This window comes from Amygdalobacter nucleatus (assembly GCF_029167365.1).
Classification (GTDB): Bacteria; Bacillota; Clostridia; order Saccharofermentanales; family Fastidiosipilaceae; genus Amygdalobacter; species Amygdalobacter nucleatus.
Genome location: NZ_JARFNM010000001.1, coordinates 1,001,910 through 1,018,221 on the forward strand (window position 1 = coordinate 1,001,910; position 16,312 = coordinate 1,018,221).

Below are 16,312 nucleotides of genomic sequence, written 5' to 3' on the forward strand. Positions count from 1 at the left end.
CATCTCCTAATCAGTTTCATTTTTTTGATTACTTTTTTCTTCTTATGATAAAAGTTCATCATATTTTTACCAAAGACTTTTTCTAAAATGACTTTGATTTCTTCTGTAGATTTATCTTCTAAAATCATTCTTGATCTGCTTTATGACTATGCAATTAAGAACGAAGTTTTATCACCAGAAGCCAAGAAGATAATGGACTACGTCGATATATCAGATGTTCAGGTAGAAGACAGCAACAAAGTTAAGCTCCGCTTATACACGCAAGAAGAGATTAACACTTTATGGCAACTTGAAGATGATTTTAATGCTAAGATTGCGCTAGTGCTGCTTTATACAGGTATGCGTAGCGGCGAGCTATACAATTTAAGACTTAACGACATACACATAGATGAGCGCTATATCGATGTTAAACATGCCAAAACTGAAGCTGGCATCAGACAAGTGCCTATTTGTGAGAAGATAGTAAGCTTACTGGAAGACTTAATGTATGCCTCGACGAGCGAAAAGCTTTTTGAGCGTAATAAAAACACTGTTTTCTATTACCAGATGCTGCCATTTTTGAAATCGCATAACACGGTACACACTACGCACGACACCAGGCATACATTTATAACTCGTATGGTTGAACTAGGCATTGATTCTCGTGTCCTTAACTTTTAATGCGTAAACAAAATTATACAGCTTTGTGTTACTTGCCTGTCACTTGTACGGTAAATATTCTATTTTCTTCTTGTGTTCGCAGGCATAAAAATAGCGACTTAACCACAATATGTAGTGGATAAGTCGCTAAAATGGGACTAACTGCCCTATCTACTGTAGAACTCAATGATCTGACGATCGTTAACTTCAACTGGGATCTCTTCGCGCTCTGGCAAACGAGTATACTTAGCTGTAAACTCTTCAGTATTACGCTCAACATATGGTAAGCTGAAACCTGCGAACTCACGGAAGTGGTTAGCAAAATTCTCAACCTGACGAGCCTTCTCATGCAATGAAAGGACATCACCGACCTGTACTTGATAGGATGGAATATCAATGCGCTTGCCGTTAACCAAGATATGGCCATGGCTGACCATTTGGCGAGCCATACGAATTGAGCTAGCAAAGCCAGAACGATAAACTAAGTTATCCAAACGGGACTCTAACAAACGTAAGAGAGCTGTACCTGTTTGCTCCTCTGAACTCAAGGCAGCCTCATAATAACGAATGAGTTGCTTCTCGAAGATGTTGTAGTAAACCTTTAACTTCTGCTTCTCCAACATCTGAACACGATATTCAGTTGGCTTGCTACGACGTAAATTACCATGTGTAGCAACGCGCTTCATTGCCTTAGGATGGCCGATAGCATTAACGCCAACCCAGCGGCATTCCTTAAAACGTGGACCTCTTCTAGTTGCCATGTTTTCTCCTTAAAAGATTACGTGAATTTCACATCGGGCATTTGCATAGGGATGTGATTGAACGGTTACCCGTGGCGAACTTAGCATTCAAAGTGTGAAGCATATTCGCTCTTTCCTACCTATTCTTGCATACACAAGAAAAATGCGAACATATTATACATGTTTTAGCCTGATAATGTCAAATTTGGGCATATTTAGACCGAACTTCGCGCTCAACTGCCTTCTTCTTCATATCCTCACGTTTATCATAGAGCTTCTTACCGCTAGCCAAGGCCAACTCTAATTTGACGTGATTATTTTTGAAATACAAGCTTAACGGCACTAACGTTAGACCATTCAGCTTCACTTTATTGGCTAGCTTATTAATCTCACGCCGATGTAAGATCAATTTCTTAGCTCTGAGCGGATCAGAATTAAAAATATTGCCCTGCTCATACTTAGAAATTTGCCAACCATACAACCAAACTTCGCCTTGCTTAATCTGAGCATAGGCCTCTGTCAAGCTGGTATTACCTAGGCGAATCGACTTAACTTCTGTGCCCTGCAACACAACGCCACATTCGTAGGTTTCAAGAATATTGTACTCATGTCTAGCCCGACGGTTGTAACAAATCTGATGGCCACTACCCTCTTTCATCTCTTACTCCTTACAACTTTTTGTGGACTTTAACTTGAGGCAATTTTTTCCATTGGTCAAGCGACCAAGATGGATAAGCATTCAAGTTTGAATCAGCTGGCTTACCGCCACTTATACTTAAATAATAAGCTGATGCACCAATCATAGCGCCATTATCTGTACATAATATTTTGTCAGGACAAGTGAAATGTACATTAAGTTTTTTGCACATGTCAGCCAAAGCCTGACGTAATTCGTTATTAGCAGCTACACCACCAGCTAAGCCAAAGATCTTCGCACCAGTTTGTAGAATTGCTAACTTAGAATGTTTAACTAGAGTTTGCACGATAGCTGTCTGGAAAGAAGCTGCAAAATCATTGATATTCAAAATATCAGTAAATTCACAACCCTCACGCTCTGCTGTTTGCTTAGCCTTGTTAATATAGGTTAAAGCGGCTGTTTTCAGGCCACTAAATGAGAAATCCAAATTATTTTTCAAATGCGCAGTTGGGAAGGCATAACGAGTATTGTCACCAGTTTTAGCCAACTTATCAATCTGTGGTCCACCTGGATATGGCTTGCCTAAGGCACGAGCAATTTTATCAAACGCTTCACCACAAGCATCATCCAAGGTTCTACCTAGAATTTGAAAATCATAATTCTGATCCATTGTCACCAAATGGCTATGCCCACCTGACACAATCAAGCCTGTAAATGGCACATCAAATTCAGCATCAGATAAAAAGTTTGCGCAGATATGACCTGCTAAATGGTGAACTGGATACAAAGGCTTCTTATAGGCAAAAGCTAAGGCTTTCGCTGCACTTACACCAACTAGCAAAGCACCCGCTAAGCCAGGGCCAGCTGTTACGGCAAAAGCATCTATATCAGTTTCTGGTTTGCAATGAGCTTCTTCCAATGCTTGTTCGATTACAGCAGCAATAACTTTCACATGCTCGCGTGCAGCTATTTCAGGCACAACACCGCCAAATTGGCTCTGCAAATCCGCAGATGAGGCAATAACATTACTTAAAACTTTACGACCATCTTTAACAACTGCTACACTTGTTTCATCACATGACGATTCAATTGCTAAAATATTCATCTTTTTATCCTTCATCCTCTACTTAAGCTAAGCCGCTATGACCAAAACCACCTTTACGATCAAAATCAGGCTCACCTGAAGCTTCTGACCACTCCACCTGATAAATAGGTGCAAGCACCAATTGGGCTATACGATCGCCTCGACAAATCTTATAAGCACCATGGAGGGCTCCTTTTGTAGTCAAATCATAAACAGGCAGCTTGCCATATGCAGTGTCAATCGTTTCTATATTATTATCGTTCTTAGCTTGTCTTTCAGCCAGACTAAAATCTGAATTGTTGTGTACAATCAACTTAATTTCATCTCTAAAGCCAGCATCAATCGTACCAGGGCTATTTGCGATACTTAAGTTGGTTTTCAGGCTTAAACCACTTCTTGGACGCACTTGTAATTCATAGCCTTCAGGTAATTCAACTGCAAAGCCTGTACTTACCAAAACAGTTTGACCTGGCAATATTAAATAGTCATCAGCTGCGCACACATCCATGCCAGCATCGCCACGATGGCGATAAAATGGTTCTTTAACATCTAATTGAAGCGCTTTAAAACCCACTTTAACTTTACGTACGTCAATCTCTGTTTCCATCATGCTTTATTCCCTTCTTTTGTTAGACAGTCTTGCAAAGATAATTGCTTGCGATTGGCTAATTGATCTTCCACTTCTTCACCAGCTAAGATTTGCAAAACAAGTTTCTGAAAATGCTCGGCACTAAAATTATCATCTGCTTTGTATTCACTAAAGCGTTCTGAAATGCGTGTGAAAATACTAGCTAAGTCAGCTAACTTCTGCTTGTAGTTAACAATTTTGCGCTCTAAGACCGCCTTTTGTTTTTTTAGTTCAGCTGTTATTAACAAGCTCTGCTTTAAAAGTTCTTCTTGATCATTTAGCTTAAAAGCAACCGTTGCCTTCTCATCTAAGGCATTCAGCAAAGCTAAAATAAAAATCGACTGCTTGTCAGCATGCGCTAACTCACGTTTTACATCTTTCAAAAGTAAATTAGCCTCAGCAGCAATCATTTGCATATATTCAACATCAGCATCGGAACTGATCAAATAATTCTGGTTGGCAATTTTCAAGGTAACTGTTTGTCTAGTTGGAGTAGTTTTGAGTGTAGCTATTAAATCTAAATGTGGCTCATTCAAAGATGCCTGTTTCAGCTTATCTGTATTTTCTACTTGTCTTATCTGCTTCTCTAAAGCAACTGTATGTAAAGCTTTCTTAACAATATCTGGTAACTCATTGGAAAGTGGCTCTTCAACTACTTTAGTTTGTTGCTGTACACGCTCGACTACCTCGGACACAATATTATTTGCAATCCGCCTAACCCCCACTTCCATATAATTCACGTCAGATTCTATATTAGGATACAAATCAGCTAAACTAGCTTGCTTATTCAATATTTCCGTTCTTCTGCGCTTTTGCATAATCAGTCACTTTTCTTGTTTTCTTTATTATACATGGCTATCGCTAATTGAAAAAGTTCTAACGGTTCTAACTCTTCAGCCCGAACGGATGCTTTCAGTTCAAGTTCTCTAAAAAAAGCTAAAGCTGCTTGTTGCTCATCTGAACTAAAAGCAGAATTTAATAACTGTTTGCGTCTCTGTTTGAATACTAACTGCAGAAAATCAGCAAAATAAGGGAAAAAATCAGCTAGATCTAGCTTAGCTTGTGCTAATAACGAGCTACATTTAGCAAATTTTCCTTTATCTCTGACTAAGGTAACAAAACTATTATTCACTTTGGGTACGGGGTAAAATGCACTAGCACTAATTTTCTGACTACAAGCTTTAGCAAATAGTAGTTGGGTAAAAACAGCCTGCGGTCCATAGAGTTTAGCTTGATAATTACTCTGTTTAGAGCTAGCAGCCGTCAAGCGTGAAATGGCTTCTGTTTGCAACATCAAAGCTAACACTTCTAGTTTTTCACCCACTTCGGCATAAATTTTCAAAATTAATTCGCGTGTCTCTGAATAAGGCAAATTGGATATGACAGCCAAGTTTAGCTCAGATTTAAACAATGAACGCCAATCAATTTGTAAAGCATCTTCACACAGTAAATGTAATTCGCCAGTTTCTAATTGCTTAGAAAAGCGCTCATTGAGAAAGTCACGCAAGCTTAAATCAATTTCAAATGCTAAGACACGAAAATGGCGCCTGAGGAGCGCTTCTGTCAAAGCGCCCCCACCAGCACCAACCTCGATTACCAATGTATTTTCTTCTAAGTCGATTGATTTCAACAAGGAAATAGCGTCTTTTTGATAGCGCAAAAAGTTCTGACCCCAAGCTTTCTTAAATTTATGCTCTAAGTTAGCTACATAGCCAGGATCAAAGCCAGATTCTTGCGTATTATCAAGCGCCATACTGTTTCCTCTCAAATCACTCAGCTTGCTCAGCTAAACGAGCTTCTAACTCTTGTTTACGCTCTTCAAAGCCAGGTTTACCAATCAAGGCATACATATTTTGCTTGTATAGTTCGACACCTGGTTGATCAAATGGATTAACGGCATTGAGATAGCCACTCAAACCAACTGCATATTCAAAGAAGTAAATCATCTGACCTAAGTCATATTCACTGATGCTATCAATTGTCAACAAACTGTTAGGTACGCCGCCATCAGCATGGGCAATAGCTGTACCTTGCATAGCCTTGTGATTAACTTCTTGCAATTCTTTACCAGATAAGAAATTCAAGCCATCGATATTATCAGGGTCATTTGGAATTAAGCAACTGGAATTACTCTTGTTGACCCACAAAACCGTTTCAAACATGGCTCGCTTACCCTCTTGGATGAACTGCCCCATGCTATGCAAATCAGTTGTATTACTTACTGAAGCTGGGAAGATACCGCGCTTAAACTTACCTTCACTCTCACCAAATAGTTGTTTCCACCACTCGGAGAAGTAATTCAAACGTAAATCGTAGTTGACTAAAATTTCAATGCCTTTTCCTTGACGATATAAACTATTACGTAAAGCGGCATAAGCCCAGCTTGGGTTAGTCAAATCTTTGGTTTGAGCGCAAAGATCCTGCATAGACTTTGCACCTTCTAACAATTTTTTGACATCAATACCAGCTACAGCCAATGGGAATAAACCGACAGCTGTCAAAACAGTGAAACGACCACCTACATTGTCAGGAACAACAAAAGTCTGATAGCCCTTATCAGTTGAGAATTGTTTCAAAGCACCTTTGTGAGCGTCTGTTGTAGCAAAAATTAAGGAACGAGCTTTTTCAGCGCCAACTTGCTTCTCCAATAAGGAACGCAAAATACGGAAGCTGACGGCAGGTTCTGTCGTTGTACCAGACTTAGAAATTACATTAATAGCAAAGCGCTTACCCTCTAGGTAATGCAACAATTCATTCATGTAGTCACCAGACAATTGGAAACCAGCAAACAACAATTCAGGACTATTTTTAACTTGACCTGTCAAAGATTGAGCGAAGGCTGAATGAACGGCACGTGCACCTAAATAGGAACCGCCAATACCAATGACAACTAAGCAATCAATCTCCTTACGCAATCTCTCAGCAATTTGTAAAATTGTATCTAGCTCTGCTTGATCATAATTAGTTGGCAAATCAACCCAACCCAAAAAGTCAGAACCTAAATTGCTACCATCATGTAAAGCCTTATCAGCAATCTGCAACTGAGCCTGCAATGCTGCTAATTCATTCTTAGCTAAAAATGGAGCGGCATTAGTGTAATTAAAATTCAACATTCAATCTCCTTCTTTCTCGCCCTTACGAGCTAAACTATAAATCAAGTCTATACATAAACTTATTTTGCCTAAAACAGTCAAAATATCGATTTATATTATAACAGTTTCAAACAAGTTAGGTTAGGAAATTGTTCGTAACGCACTTAATTGCTATAATAAGGCTTATGAGTTTAGTTAATTTACAAGCCGTTGATTTAGCCTTTAATGAACAAGTTATCTTTCAAAACGCCGATTTAACTATCGATGCTGGCTACAAGTATGCCTTAGTCGGCCTTAACGGTTCGGGCAAATCAACTTTTTTTCGCTTATTGAATCATGAATTAAGCCCAGATCATGGACAAGTTAAGATTGCCAAAAATTGTTTAATTTCCTATTTAGGTCAACTTTCGTTAAATTATTTGGATGATTTAGAGCATATTTATGATAATCCTGAACTTAATCTAGCTGAGCAGCACATGCAAGATTTACAAGCTCAATTAGCGAATCTTCAGACTAAGTCTGCCAAAGATAGTTTGGAATTAGATAAGCTACTTGAAGCATACAGTCAGGCACAAGCTGAATTTGAGCGTTTAGGCGGTTATAGTTTTCAGGCTAATTTTAAGGCCGCTATTTCGGGTTTGAATTTACCTAATACATTACTGGAGCAAAGACCAAGTAGCCTATCTGGTGGTGAAAAGATGAAAATTGCCCTTGCTCACTGCCTCTTAAGAGCTAACGATTTAGTCTTATTGGATGAGCCGACTAACCATTTAGATTTACTCAGTGTCGAATGGTTGGCTAATTTTATCAACAAGTCAAAAAAAACATTCATCGTAGTCAGCCATGACCGTTATTTTTTAGATCAAATCAGCAATCGTACTATCATGCTAGATGGGCATAAGTTTACTGTCTATCCTGGCAATTATAGCCAAGCTAAGCAGCTTGAAAACGAACAAGCTCAAATTCATGAACACGAATTAGAGAAGCTAACAGACAAGCTTGAACACGAGATGGAAGTTAAGCAAACAATGCTTTCACATAGGAATATCAGTGCTTACCATCAACGTGAAAAAGTCGTCAATAGCCTAAATGACAAAATTAAGAACTTAATGCAACAGGAAGTTAGCAAACCAAATTTGAAATTCAGCTTTAATCAGCCAGAAAGTTTGGGTGAAAAAGACTATAAGCGCTTACTCATCGTCATTAAAGATTTAGAGAAATCATATCAAAAGAAGCTATTTTCTGAGCTTAATTTGGAGCTTAAAGCCAATGAAAAAATCGCTTTGATCGGCGGAAATGGGGCTGGCAAAACTACGCTTCTAAAAATTCTGTTAGGGGAAGAATTAGCTGATGGTGGTGAAATAAAACTTTATGGTGATTTGCAAATTGCTTACATGGGCCAAATCATAAATTTCGAAGATGGCAATATGTCGCTTCTTGATTATATGATGTCTGACAATACCATTCCTGAGCGTTTTATTCGTGCCCAATTAGCTAATTATGGTTTTTCAAGCGAAAATATTGATAAGCCCCTATCTTCCCTATCAGGTGGCGAAAGGCATCGAATTTTTCTTGCAAAATTGATTAATTCCGCACCTGATATTCTGTTCCTAGATGAGCCAACCAACCACTTAGACCTCTATTCAATTGAGTGTCTGGAATCGGCCTTGGAACGCTATTCTGGAGCGGTAATTATCGTAAGCCACGATCGTTATTTCGTGAACAAAATTGCTGAGCGTGTTTATGGTTTTATCAACTGTCACTTAGATAGTTTCGACTCTTACACCGCTTGGTGGCAGGCTTATCTACAGGCTTTGGCTAACAACAAGGCTAAGCCTAAGCCAGCTGAAAAAAAAGAAAAAGTTGAGCATAAGACCATACAATCTAGCGAAAACAAAGCCATAAAAAAGCCTTCTTTTAATAAGGGCAAAATTCGTGCCTTAAAAGCCAAAGCCCAGCTTGTGCTCAACAATTTGTTAGATGATTTGACCGATTTAGAAACAAGCAATCAATCTTTGCTTACTTACAGCCAAAAACAACCTGAGTTATATCAAGTATATAATCAACACCTTGATTTACAGACAAGATCAGAAACGCTTTATATGGATTTAGGCGCACTTATGGAAGTTCAGCCTGAAGAGGCAGTTAACTGGTCTGAAGTGCAAACTTTAACTAATAAATGGCCAGATTTAGAAGCTGAGCTTAAACAAGCTTTCCAATATGTGAAAGCCCTAGATTAAGTGTGTGAAAGCTTAAATGTGAAAACCCTAGCTTAATGAACTAGGTTCTCAAAGCTAGGGGCTTTTAGTATTAGTTAATCTATAAAAATTAGAGCAAATTGTTCTTAATACCAGGTTGAGTCATGCTCTTTGGATCAAGTATCGTCTTTAGCTCTTCTTCATTAAGCACGCCATGTTCTAGGATTAACTCTGCTACTTCTCTTCCCGTCTTTTGGGCTTCTTTAGCAATACTTGCTGAATGTTTATAACCAATGTATGGATTCAAAGCTGTGATAATACCAATTGAATGTTTAACTAAGTCTAAGCAATGTTCCTTATTAGCGGTAATGCCGTTGATGCAGTTCTTAATCAACGTCCGAATTGCTTGGGTCAATGTTTCAATTGACTGGAACAAGTTGAAGAAAATAACTGGTTCAAAGGCATTCAATTCCATCTGGCCAGCTTCGCATGCTAAAGTGATAGTTGTGTCGTTACCGATAATATTGAAAGCAACTTGGTTCACAACTTCAGGAATTACTGGATTAACCTTACCAGGCATAATAGAGGAACCATTTTGCATGGCTGGCAAGTTGATCTCATTAAAGCCACAACGAGGGCCGCTACTTAACAAGCGTAAGTCATTGGACATCTTGGACAAATTAACAGCACAAGCTTTGACAATACCCGAAGCTTCTGTATAGCAATCTAAGTTCTGGGTAGCATCAATTAAGTTATCAGCTTGTTTTAAAGTCAAATGACTGACTTTGACGATATTATCAACGATATTATTTACATAATTAACATCAGCATTGATACCAGTACCAATAGCTGTGCCACCCATAGGTAAGCTAGATAAGCATTCGATAGCCCGATCAAAACGTTTGATGTCACGCTTAATGCCTTCAGCATAAGCTGTAAATTCTTGGCCCAAACGAATAGGTACAGCATCTTGTAACTGTGTTCTACCCATCTTCAAGACATCATCAAATTCTTCCGCTTTAGTTAAAAGTGCTGATTCCAAATCACGTAAAGCAGATTGAGCTTCAATTAAAAGCTTAATGGCTGCCATCTTGCCGCAACTTGGGAAAACATCGTTCGTTGATTGCGCAAAATTAATGGCATCGTTAGGATGAACGATGCTGTAATCACCCTTTTCGCCGCCTAAAATTTCAATCGCACGGTTAGCAATAACTTCATTGGCATTCATGTTAACAGAAGTACCAGCACCACCTTGGATAGGATCTACAATAAAAGCATCATGTAGATAACCAGCAATAATCTCATCACAAGCTTGGCAAATTGCCTGTAACTTCTCTTCATTCAAACGACCAACTGTGTAATTTGTAATAGCTGAGGCTTTCTTCAACTCAGCAATTGACTCAATCAAATATGGGTGTAATCTCTGACCTGTAATTGGGAAATTGATAGCAGCTCTTAATGTCTGTACGCCATAATAAGCCGTCTTAGGTACACGCTTCTCACCAATTGAGTCACTCTCAAGGCGATAGTCGAATTCACCTTTTTCTTCCAAATGACTGTATATTTCGCCATGCTTACAAATACGATCAACAGTCTTACCATGCCAGTCAGCTGGTTGTGCTGCCTTAGTATACGAACCATCCAATAAACGTTGAATCAAATCTTGATCAATCATCTTCATTGCTATCTACCTTTCACAAAACATGTCATATTTTATAGATTTACTAACATGTATAAACTAAATTATAGGCAATTACACAATAAATTCAATTATTTAGTTTGTATTAAGCAGATCAATTATGGCCAAATAGATGAACTGTATTGGCATATATACACGAAGCTACAGTCTCTATATCTAATCCCTTTAATTCAGCAATTTTACGAAGCACAAGCTTAACATTGCACGGCTCATTCCGCTGGCCTCTAAAAGGTTCAGGCGTCAGATAAGGTGCATCAGTTTCAATCAAGATGCGCTCTAAAGGGCAATATTTTATGACTTCTAAAGGCTGTCTTGCATTCTTAAAAGTAATTGGGCCATCAAATCCCAAATAAAAGCCTAAATCCAATAATCTTCTCGCATGTTCTACCGAACCAGAATAACAATGAATCACACCTGGAATATCAGCCAACAAATTATGACTTTTAGCGGCTAATAAAATCTCCAAAGTATCCTTATGAGCTTCCCTAGAATGAATACTAACTGGTAATTTATACTTACTAGCTAACTCTAACTGTGTATAAAATGCAGCCTTCTGCTCATCCCTGGGTGAATTATCGTAGTAATAATCTAAGCCAATCTCACCAATAGCAGCCAAGACTGGTTTTTCTTGGGATACTGTATCTAAATTAGCGTCACTATTAACTGTCATCTGCTTAATGATAGCTTCTAAGCAGTCTAATCCTGCTTCGTTGATAAAAGCATGTGCAGCATGTGGATGAAAGCCAATTGCATAGCGAAACAACTTTTTCTGACTTGTGCTTAATTTGGCATGAAAAGTTAAAACGCGCTTACTAGAAGCAGCATCATCAGAAGGTAAAAGCATCTGCATGACGTGGCTAGCTAAGCAATGTGCAATCACTTCTTGCCAGTCATTCTCAAAATCCAAATCATGCAGATGCGTATGACTATCGTAAACAGCTATGTCATTGGCAATGAAATTCTCTGCTATCTTTCTTAATTCCGCTTGCTTACCCATAACTATTTACCCTCTTTATCAGCTTATTTTCGAACCGTTTTCAATCTTCTGTTCTGGTTGAAGCAGGCGCAAATTACCAGCTTGGTCAACAGCTGTCAATAACATAGCTTCAGACTCAATCCCCTTTAGCTTGCGCTTTGGTAAATTGCACAGAACAACTACTTGTTTGCCAACTAACTCCTCTGCTTGATATTGCTCGGCTATACCAGAAACAATATGACGTTGGCCTAAGCTACCTAAATCAATCAGTTCATGGAGAAGCTTATCGGCCCCTTTAACTTTTTCACAGCTAATTACAGTTCCGACACGCATATCAAGCTTCGTAAAATCACTGAAGTCAATCAGTTTGCAATTAGTTGCCTCTTCACTTGTTGGCTCTGACTTTTTGGCTAAAGCAGCTTGTTGCTTAGCTAATAAATCATTCAAGAAATTAATCTCTTTGTCCATATCCAAACGTGGGAAAAGCGGACTTGCATTAACTAAAGTTTCTTTACTACTAAACGCTTGCCACTTTCCAACAGTCTTGAATTCATTAACCAGCTCTGTTAATTCTGTCTTCTGACCTAAGCCATTTAAGAGTGTGAGCATGGAATTAGGCATAGCTGGATAGAGGCAAAGGGCAACTTGTCTTAATACTTCCAATAGATGCAACATAACATCTAATAACTCACCCTTTTTACTCTCATCTTTGGCCAAAATCCATGGTGCCGTCTCATCAATATACTTGTTAGCCCGGCGTACTAACGTGAAAACTGCAGCTAAGCTGTTAGAATATTGATTTTCTTCAAAGCACTTATGATATTTACTGATTGCTTGCTCTAAGGCAGCTTCCAAATCAGTATCAAAAGCTGTGCTAACTGGCTTACAATCACTTGGCACTTTACCTTGGAAATACTTGACGAACATCGCCACGCTACGTGAATACAGATTGCCCAAATCATTTGCCAAATGAATATTGATACGTTCTATAAGTGACTCATTACTGAAATGGCCATCACCACCATAAGGCAATTCGCTAAGTAAATAATAACGAATTGGATCAACGCCATAACGATCAGTCAATACCATCGGGTCAACAATATTGCCCTTTGATTTGCTCATTTTATCATCTTTGAACATTAACCAACCATGGGCATACAATTTTTTAGGCAAAGGCAAATCCAAAGCCATCAACAAAGCGGGCCAGATAATAGCGTGGAAACGAACAATATCTTTACCTAAGATTTGTAATGAATTATGCCATATCTCAGGTAGCACTGGTTCATCTGGATAATGTAAAGCCGTGATATAGTTACTCAAAGCATCAACCCAAACATAGATAACATGCTTAGGGTCGAATGGAACTGGTACGCCCCATGAAAATGAAGTTCTAGAAACAGCTAAATCCTGTAAGCCTGGTTCAATAAAGTTCTTGACCATCTCATTGACACGAGAATTTGGCACCAAGAAATCAGGATTGTCGTGATAAAGCTTAAGCAAGCGATCTTGATAGTGCGAAAGACGGAAGAAATAACATTCTTCTTCAGCCGTCTCAACTGGTCGATTGCAATCTGGGCAAAGGTGTTCAGCCCCAACTTGTGTGTCTGTCAAAAAAGTTTCACAAGGTGTACAATACCAACCTTTATAGACGTTCTTGTAAATGTCACCTTTATCATATAATTTTTGGAAAATTGCTTGCACACGCTTACAGTGGTCAGCATCCGTTGTCCTAATGTAGTAATCGTATGAAATATCTAACTTTTGCCAAAGTTCTTTGATCCAAGCGACAATGCCGTTAGTAAACTCCAAAGGTTTTAAGCCCTTTTCTTGAGCAACTTTCTCAATTTTCTGGCCATGTTCGTCAGTACCTGTTAAGAAAAATACTTCTTTTCCCAACAAACGCTGATAACGAGCCACATAGTCAGCTAATACGGTTGTGTAGCTATTACCAATGTGCAATTTATTACTTGGATAGTAAATTGGTGTCGAAATATAAAACTTCTCCTGCATAAATCACCCTCCAGTTACGAACTAAATTAAAGTTTTTCAGGTTCACCTAAATTAACATCATCTAATAAGTAGACATGCAAAATCGTCTCTTCTTTTAATGGACGGTCCTGATAATTAGTTTTAGTCTCAGCCACCTTGTCTAAGCATATTTCACCAGAAGTTAAACGTCCGAAAGCAGCGTATTGGCCGTCTAGATGCGGTGCATCAGCGTGCATGATAAAGAACTGTGAACCAGCTGAATCAGGATGCATTGCTCTAGCCATTGAAAGGACGCCACGACTATGTTTAAGCGGATTAACAACGCCATTTTGTCTAAATTCACCCTTAATACAATAGCCAGGGCCACCCACACCTGTTCCTTCTGGGCAACCGCCTTGAATCATAAAATCTTTGATTACGCGGTGGAAAATCAAGCCGTTATAGAAGCCACGCTTGATCAAGCTGATAAAATTCTTCACGGTATTAGAAGCTAAGTTTGGATAAAGCTCAGCCAACATATAATTATCAGAATTTAATTGTTCACCTAATTTTTGCCATTCGGCTTTGTTAAGATAATTTGTCTCTGGCAATGTGATAGTTAATTTTTCATTGCCATGTTGGACAACAAAAGCTATTTTGACTGCATCAGCATATAAATCACTCATATTATTCTCCATCTTCTCTAATTGTTTCTCTTGCTATGCTTTTCCAAGAATTCATGCTTGACTTGCCATAAGCGTGGCGATAAATCAACATAATAAGTTTGTGGATTTTCAAAGCGCTTAATTGAAGGCCACAAACTAGCCATCTCTTGCTGACAGAAGTCACGTAATTCTTGTAAGCTATAAGACTTTGCTACGACCCGGCCATTTTCCATAAGTGGTTCTAACATCCTGCGTACACGATAATTGTGTAATATCTTTCGCTTCCAAGTCTGAATTGGATCAAAGATTTCAATCTCTTGACCATGGTAATACGGCTGCAAATCTTCATCCTCTAACAAAATCAAATCAGCCATTGCCTTATCTGTTTCATTATCATAGAAACGCAACAACGTCTTAGAACCTGGATTTGTTACTTTCTCATGATTTTCAGAAATCTTCATCTTTGGCTCAAAATGAGGCTCACCTTTTCTCCGAATACCAGATAATTTGTAAACACCGCCAAATACAGGCTCATTGTGGGCTGTAATCAAGCGTTCACCGACACCGTATGCATCAATCATTGCACCTTGCATCTGTAAATCACGAATAATATATTCATCAAGTGAATTGGAAACTGTGATTTTAACATCACTCAAACCAGCTGCATCTAAGCGCTTTCTAGCTTCCTGACTTAACCAAGTCAAATCGCCACTGTCAATGCGGATACCTTTTAACTTTTTGCCCATCGGAGCCAATACTTCTTTGTGCACACGAATGGCATTAGGTAAACCAGAATTTAAGACGCTATAAGTATCAACCAAAAGAACAGCATTATCAGGGAAGCTCTTAGCATAAGCGACAAAAGCCTCATATTCAGTTGGGAAAGATTGCACGAAGCTATGCGCCATCGTACCGCCAACTGGCACTTGGAAGAACTCACCGCTAGCTAAGCAAGAACTACCATCCATACCACCAATATAGGCTGCTCTAGCACCCATCAAAGCAGCTGTATAACCTTGCGCTCTACGTGCACCAAATTCTAAGACTTGGCGCTTACCTGCTGCTAAGCGTAAACGCGAAGCCTTGGTTGAAATCAAACTCTGATGATTGACTAACAAAAGAATCATTGTTTCAACAATCTGAGCTTGAATAATTGGTCCAACTACTTTGACAATTGGTTCATTAGGGAAAATGACACTACCTTCACGCACTGCATAAACAGAGCAAGTAAAGTCCATATCACGCAAATAATTTAAGAAATCGTCATGGAATAAATTAGTTGACTTTAAATATGACAAATTATCAGGGCTAAACTTGATTTCTTGCAGATATTGCACCAAGTCTTCAATACCGCCCATGATGGCATAGCCACCATTTTCTGGTACTTTACGGAAGAAAACATCAAAGCAAGCTTCCAAGTCACCTAGGCCCTGATCGAACCAAGCTTGAGCCATTGTTAGCTCATATAAGTCCATCAACATAATACGATTCATCTGATAATTCATGTAAACTCCTTAATGTAAATAAGGCAGCCTGCCAATATACTAACAAGCTGCGCTCAGATTTTGTCTAAGACTAGCAACAAAACTATTATAGTTGATCACGATATTTTGGATCAGATAAGAAATGGAAATGAATATGCATCACTGACTGACCTGCATTTTCACCATTATTCTGAACCAAACGGAACCCGCGCTTGGCCAAATTATCTTTCTCAACTAAAACTGGCAAAGCATTCACCAAAGCCTGTAGACCTTGGAGGCCAGCTTGCGTGCTTATAGCTGGATCCATGAAATTAACATAATGTTCCTTAAAGATAATCAGCTGATGGACCTCAGCTTTGGGATGTATATCGTTGATAACAAAAAGCTCATCATTTTCATAAACTTTATCAACGGCTATCTCATTACGTGCCATCTTACAAAAAAGGCAATCATCTACTTGCATCTGTTCACCTCTCTAATAATAAGCAGCCGGCTTAAAGCC

15 protein-coding genes are annotated in these 16,312 nt (G+C 38.8%); 2 read left to right on the top strand and 13 right to left on the bottom strand.

Annotated elements, in window-relative coordinates; translation table 11 throughout:
- Window positions 1-87: 87 nt before the first annotated feature.
- Entirely contained in the window at window positions 88-660 is a 573-nt protein-coding gene (locus PYS62_RS04540; protein ID WP_066712243.1) for a tyrosine-type recombinase/integrase, read from the top strand.
- A 146-nt stretch (window positions 661-806) separates the two neighbouring features.
- On the opposite strand, the gene rpsD is transcribed toward PYS62_RS04540, so the two are convergent.
- From rpsD to PYS62_RS04575, 7 genes are all read right to left on the bottom strand, one after another.
- Window positions 807-1,400: a 30S ribosomal protein S4 gene (gene rpsD / locus PYS62_RS04545; RefSeq protein WP_066712246.1), complete on the bottom strand. Its 594-nt coding sequence runs from the start codon at window positions 1,398-1,400 to the stop codon at window positions 807-809.
- 178 nt (window positions 1,401-1,578) lie between these two features.
- Window positions 1,579-2,037, bottom strand: a complete 459-nt coding sequence (smpB, locus tag PYS62_RS04550) for an SsrA-binding protein SmpB (RefSeq protein WP_066712249.1) — start codon at window positions 2,035-2,037, stop codon at window positions 1,579-1,581.
- 10 nt (window positions 2,038-2,047) lie between these two features.
- A complete protein-coding gene (gene tsaD, locus PYS62_RS04555; RefSeq protein WP_315574162.1) occupies window positions 2,048-3,121 on the bottom strand; it encodes a tRNA (adenosine(37)-N6)-threonylcarbamoyltransferase complex transferase subunit TsaD in 1,074 nt (357 codons plus the stop codon).
- Window positions 3,122-3,143: 22 nt separating this feature from the next.
- Window positions 3,144-3,710 carry a dUTP diphosphatase gene (locus PYS62_RS04560; protein ID WP_066712256.1) on the bottom strand — a complete coding sequence of 189 codons (567 nt, stop codon included), beginning with the start codon at window positions 3,708-3,710 and terminating at the stop codon, window positions 3,144-3,146.
- On the bottom strand, window positions 3,707-4,546 hold the full coding sequence (locus PYS62_RS04565) for a cell division protein ZapA (RefSeq protein ID WP_066712259.1): 840 nt from the start codon (window positions 4,544-4,546) through the stop codon (window positions 3,707-3,709). Before PYS62_RS04565 ends, PYS62_RS04560 begins: the two co-directional genes overlap by 4 nt.
- 2 nt (window positions 4,547-4,548) lie before the next feature.
- Window positions 4,549-5,481 carry a ribosomal RNA small subunit methyltransferase A gene (locus PYS62_RS04570; protein ID WP_066712261.1) on the bottom strand — a complete coding sequence of 311 codons (933 nt, stop codon included), beginning with the start codon at window positions 5,479-5,481 and terminating at the stop codon, window positions 4,549-4,551.
- 16 nt (window positions 5,482-5,497) lie between these two features.
- The gene (locus tag PYS62_RS04575; RefSeq protein ID WP_066712263.1) at window positions 5,498-6,841 is read right to left on the bottom strand and encodes a glucose-6-phosphate isomerase; all 1,344 of its coding nucleotides are present in this window, start codon (window positions 6,839-6,841) and stop codon (window positions 5,498-5,500) included.
- Between the two features lie 164 nt (window positions 6,842-7,005).
- Between PYS62_RS04575 and abc-f the strand changes: the two genes are divergently transcribed.
- Entirely contained in the window at window positions 7,006-9,060 is a 2,055-nt protein-coding gene (gene abc-f / locus PYS62_RS04580; protein WP_066712266.1) for a ribosomal protection-like ABC-F family protein, read from the top strand.
- Between the two features lie 88 nt (window positions 9,061-9,148).
- Here the strand turns inward: abc-f and PYS62_RS04585 are convergent, their stop codons facing one another.
- The 6 genes from PYS62_RS04585 to PYS62_RS04610 all read right to left on the bottom strand — a co-directional run bounded on the left by PYS62_RS04585 (window position 9,149) and on the right by PYS62_RS04610 (window position 16,273).
- The gene (locus PYS62_RS04585) at window positions 9,149-10,699 is read right to left on the bottom strand and encodes an aspartate ammonia-lyase (RefSeq protein WP_315574163.1); all 1,551 of its coding nucleotides are present in this window, start codon (window positions 10,697-10,699) and stop codon (window positions 9,149-9,151) included.
- A gap of 112 nt (window positions 10,700-10,811) precedes the next feature.
- A complete protein-coding gene (locus tag PYS62_RS04590) occupies window positions 10,812-11,714 on the bottom strand; it encodes a TatD family hydrolase (protein ID WP_066712269.1) in 903 nt (300 codons plus the stop codon).
- A gap of 18 nt (window positions 11,715-11,732) precedes the next feature.
- Entirely contained in the window at window positions 11,733-13,703 is a 1,971-nt protein-coding gene (metG, locus tag PYS62_RS04595; RefSeq protein WP_066712276.1) for a methionine--tRNA ligase, read from the bottom strand.
- 26 nt (window positions 13,704-13,729) lie between these two features.
- Window positions 13,730-14,200 carry a peptidylprolyl isomerase gene (locus PYS62_RS04600; RefSeq protein WP_066712976.1) on the bottom strand — a complete coding sequence of 157 codons (471 nt, stop codon included), beginning with the start codon at window positions 14,198-14,200 and terminating at the stop codon, window positions 13,730-13,732.
- A gap of 164 nt (window positions 14,201-14,364) precedes the next feature.
- A complete protein-coding gene (locus PYS62_RS04605; protein WP_066712278.1) occupies window positions 14,365-15,831 on the bottom strand; it encodes a nicotinate phosphoribosyltransferase in 1,467 nt (488 codons plus the stop codon).
- Window positions 15,832-15,916: 85 nt separating this feature from the next.
- A complete protein-coding gene (locus PYS62_RS04610; protein ID WP_066712281.1) occupies window positions 15,917-16,273 on the bottom strand; it encodes an HIT domain-containing protein in 357 nt (118 codons plus the stop codon).
- Between the last annotated feature and the right edge of the window lie 39 nt (window positions 16,274-16,312).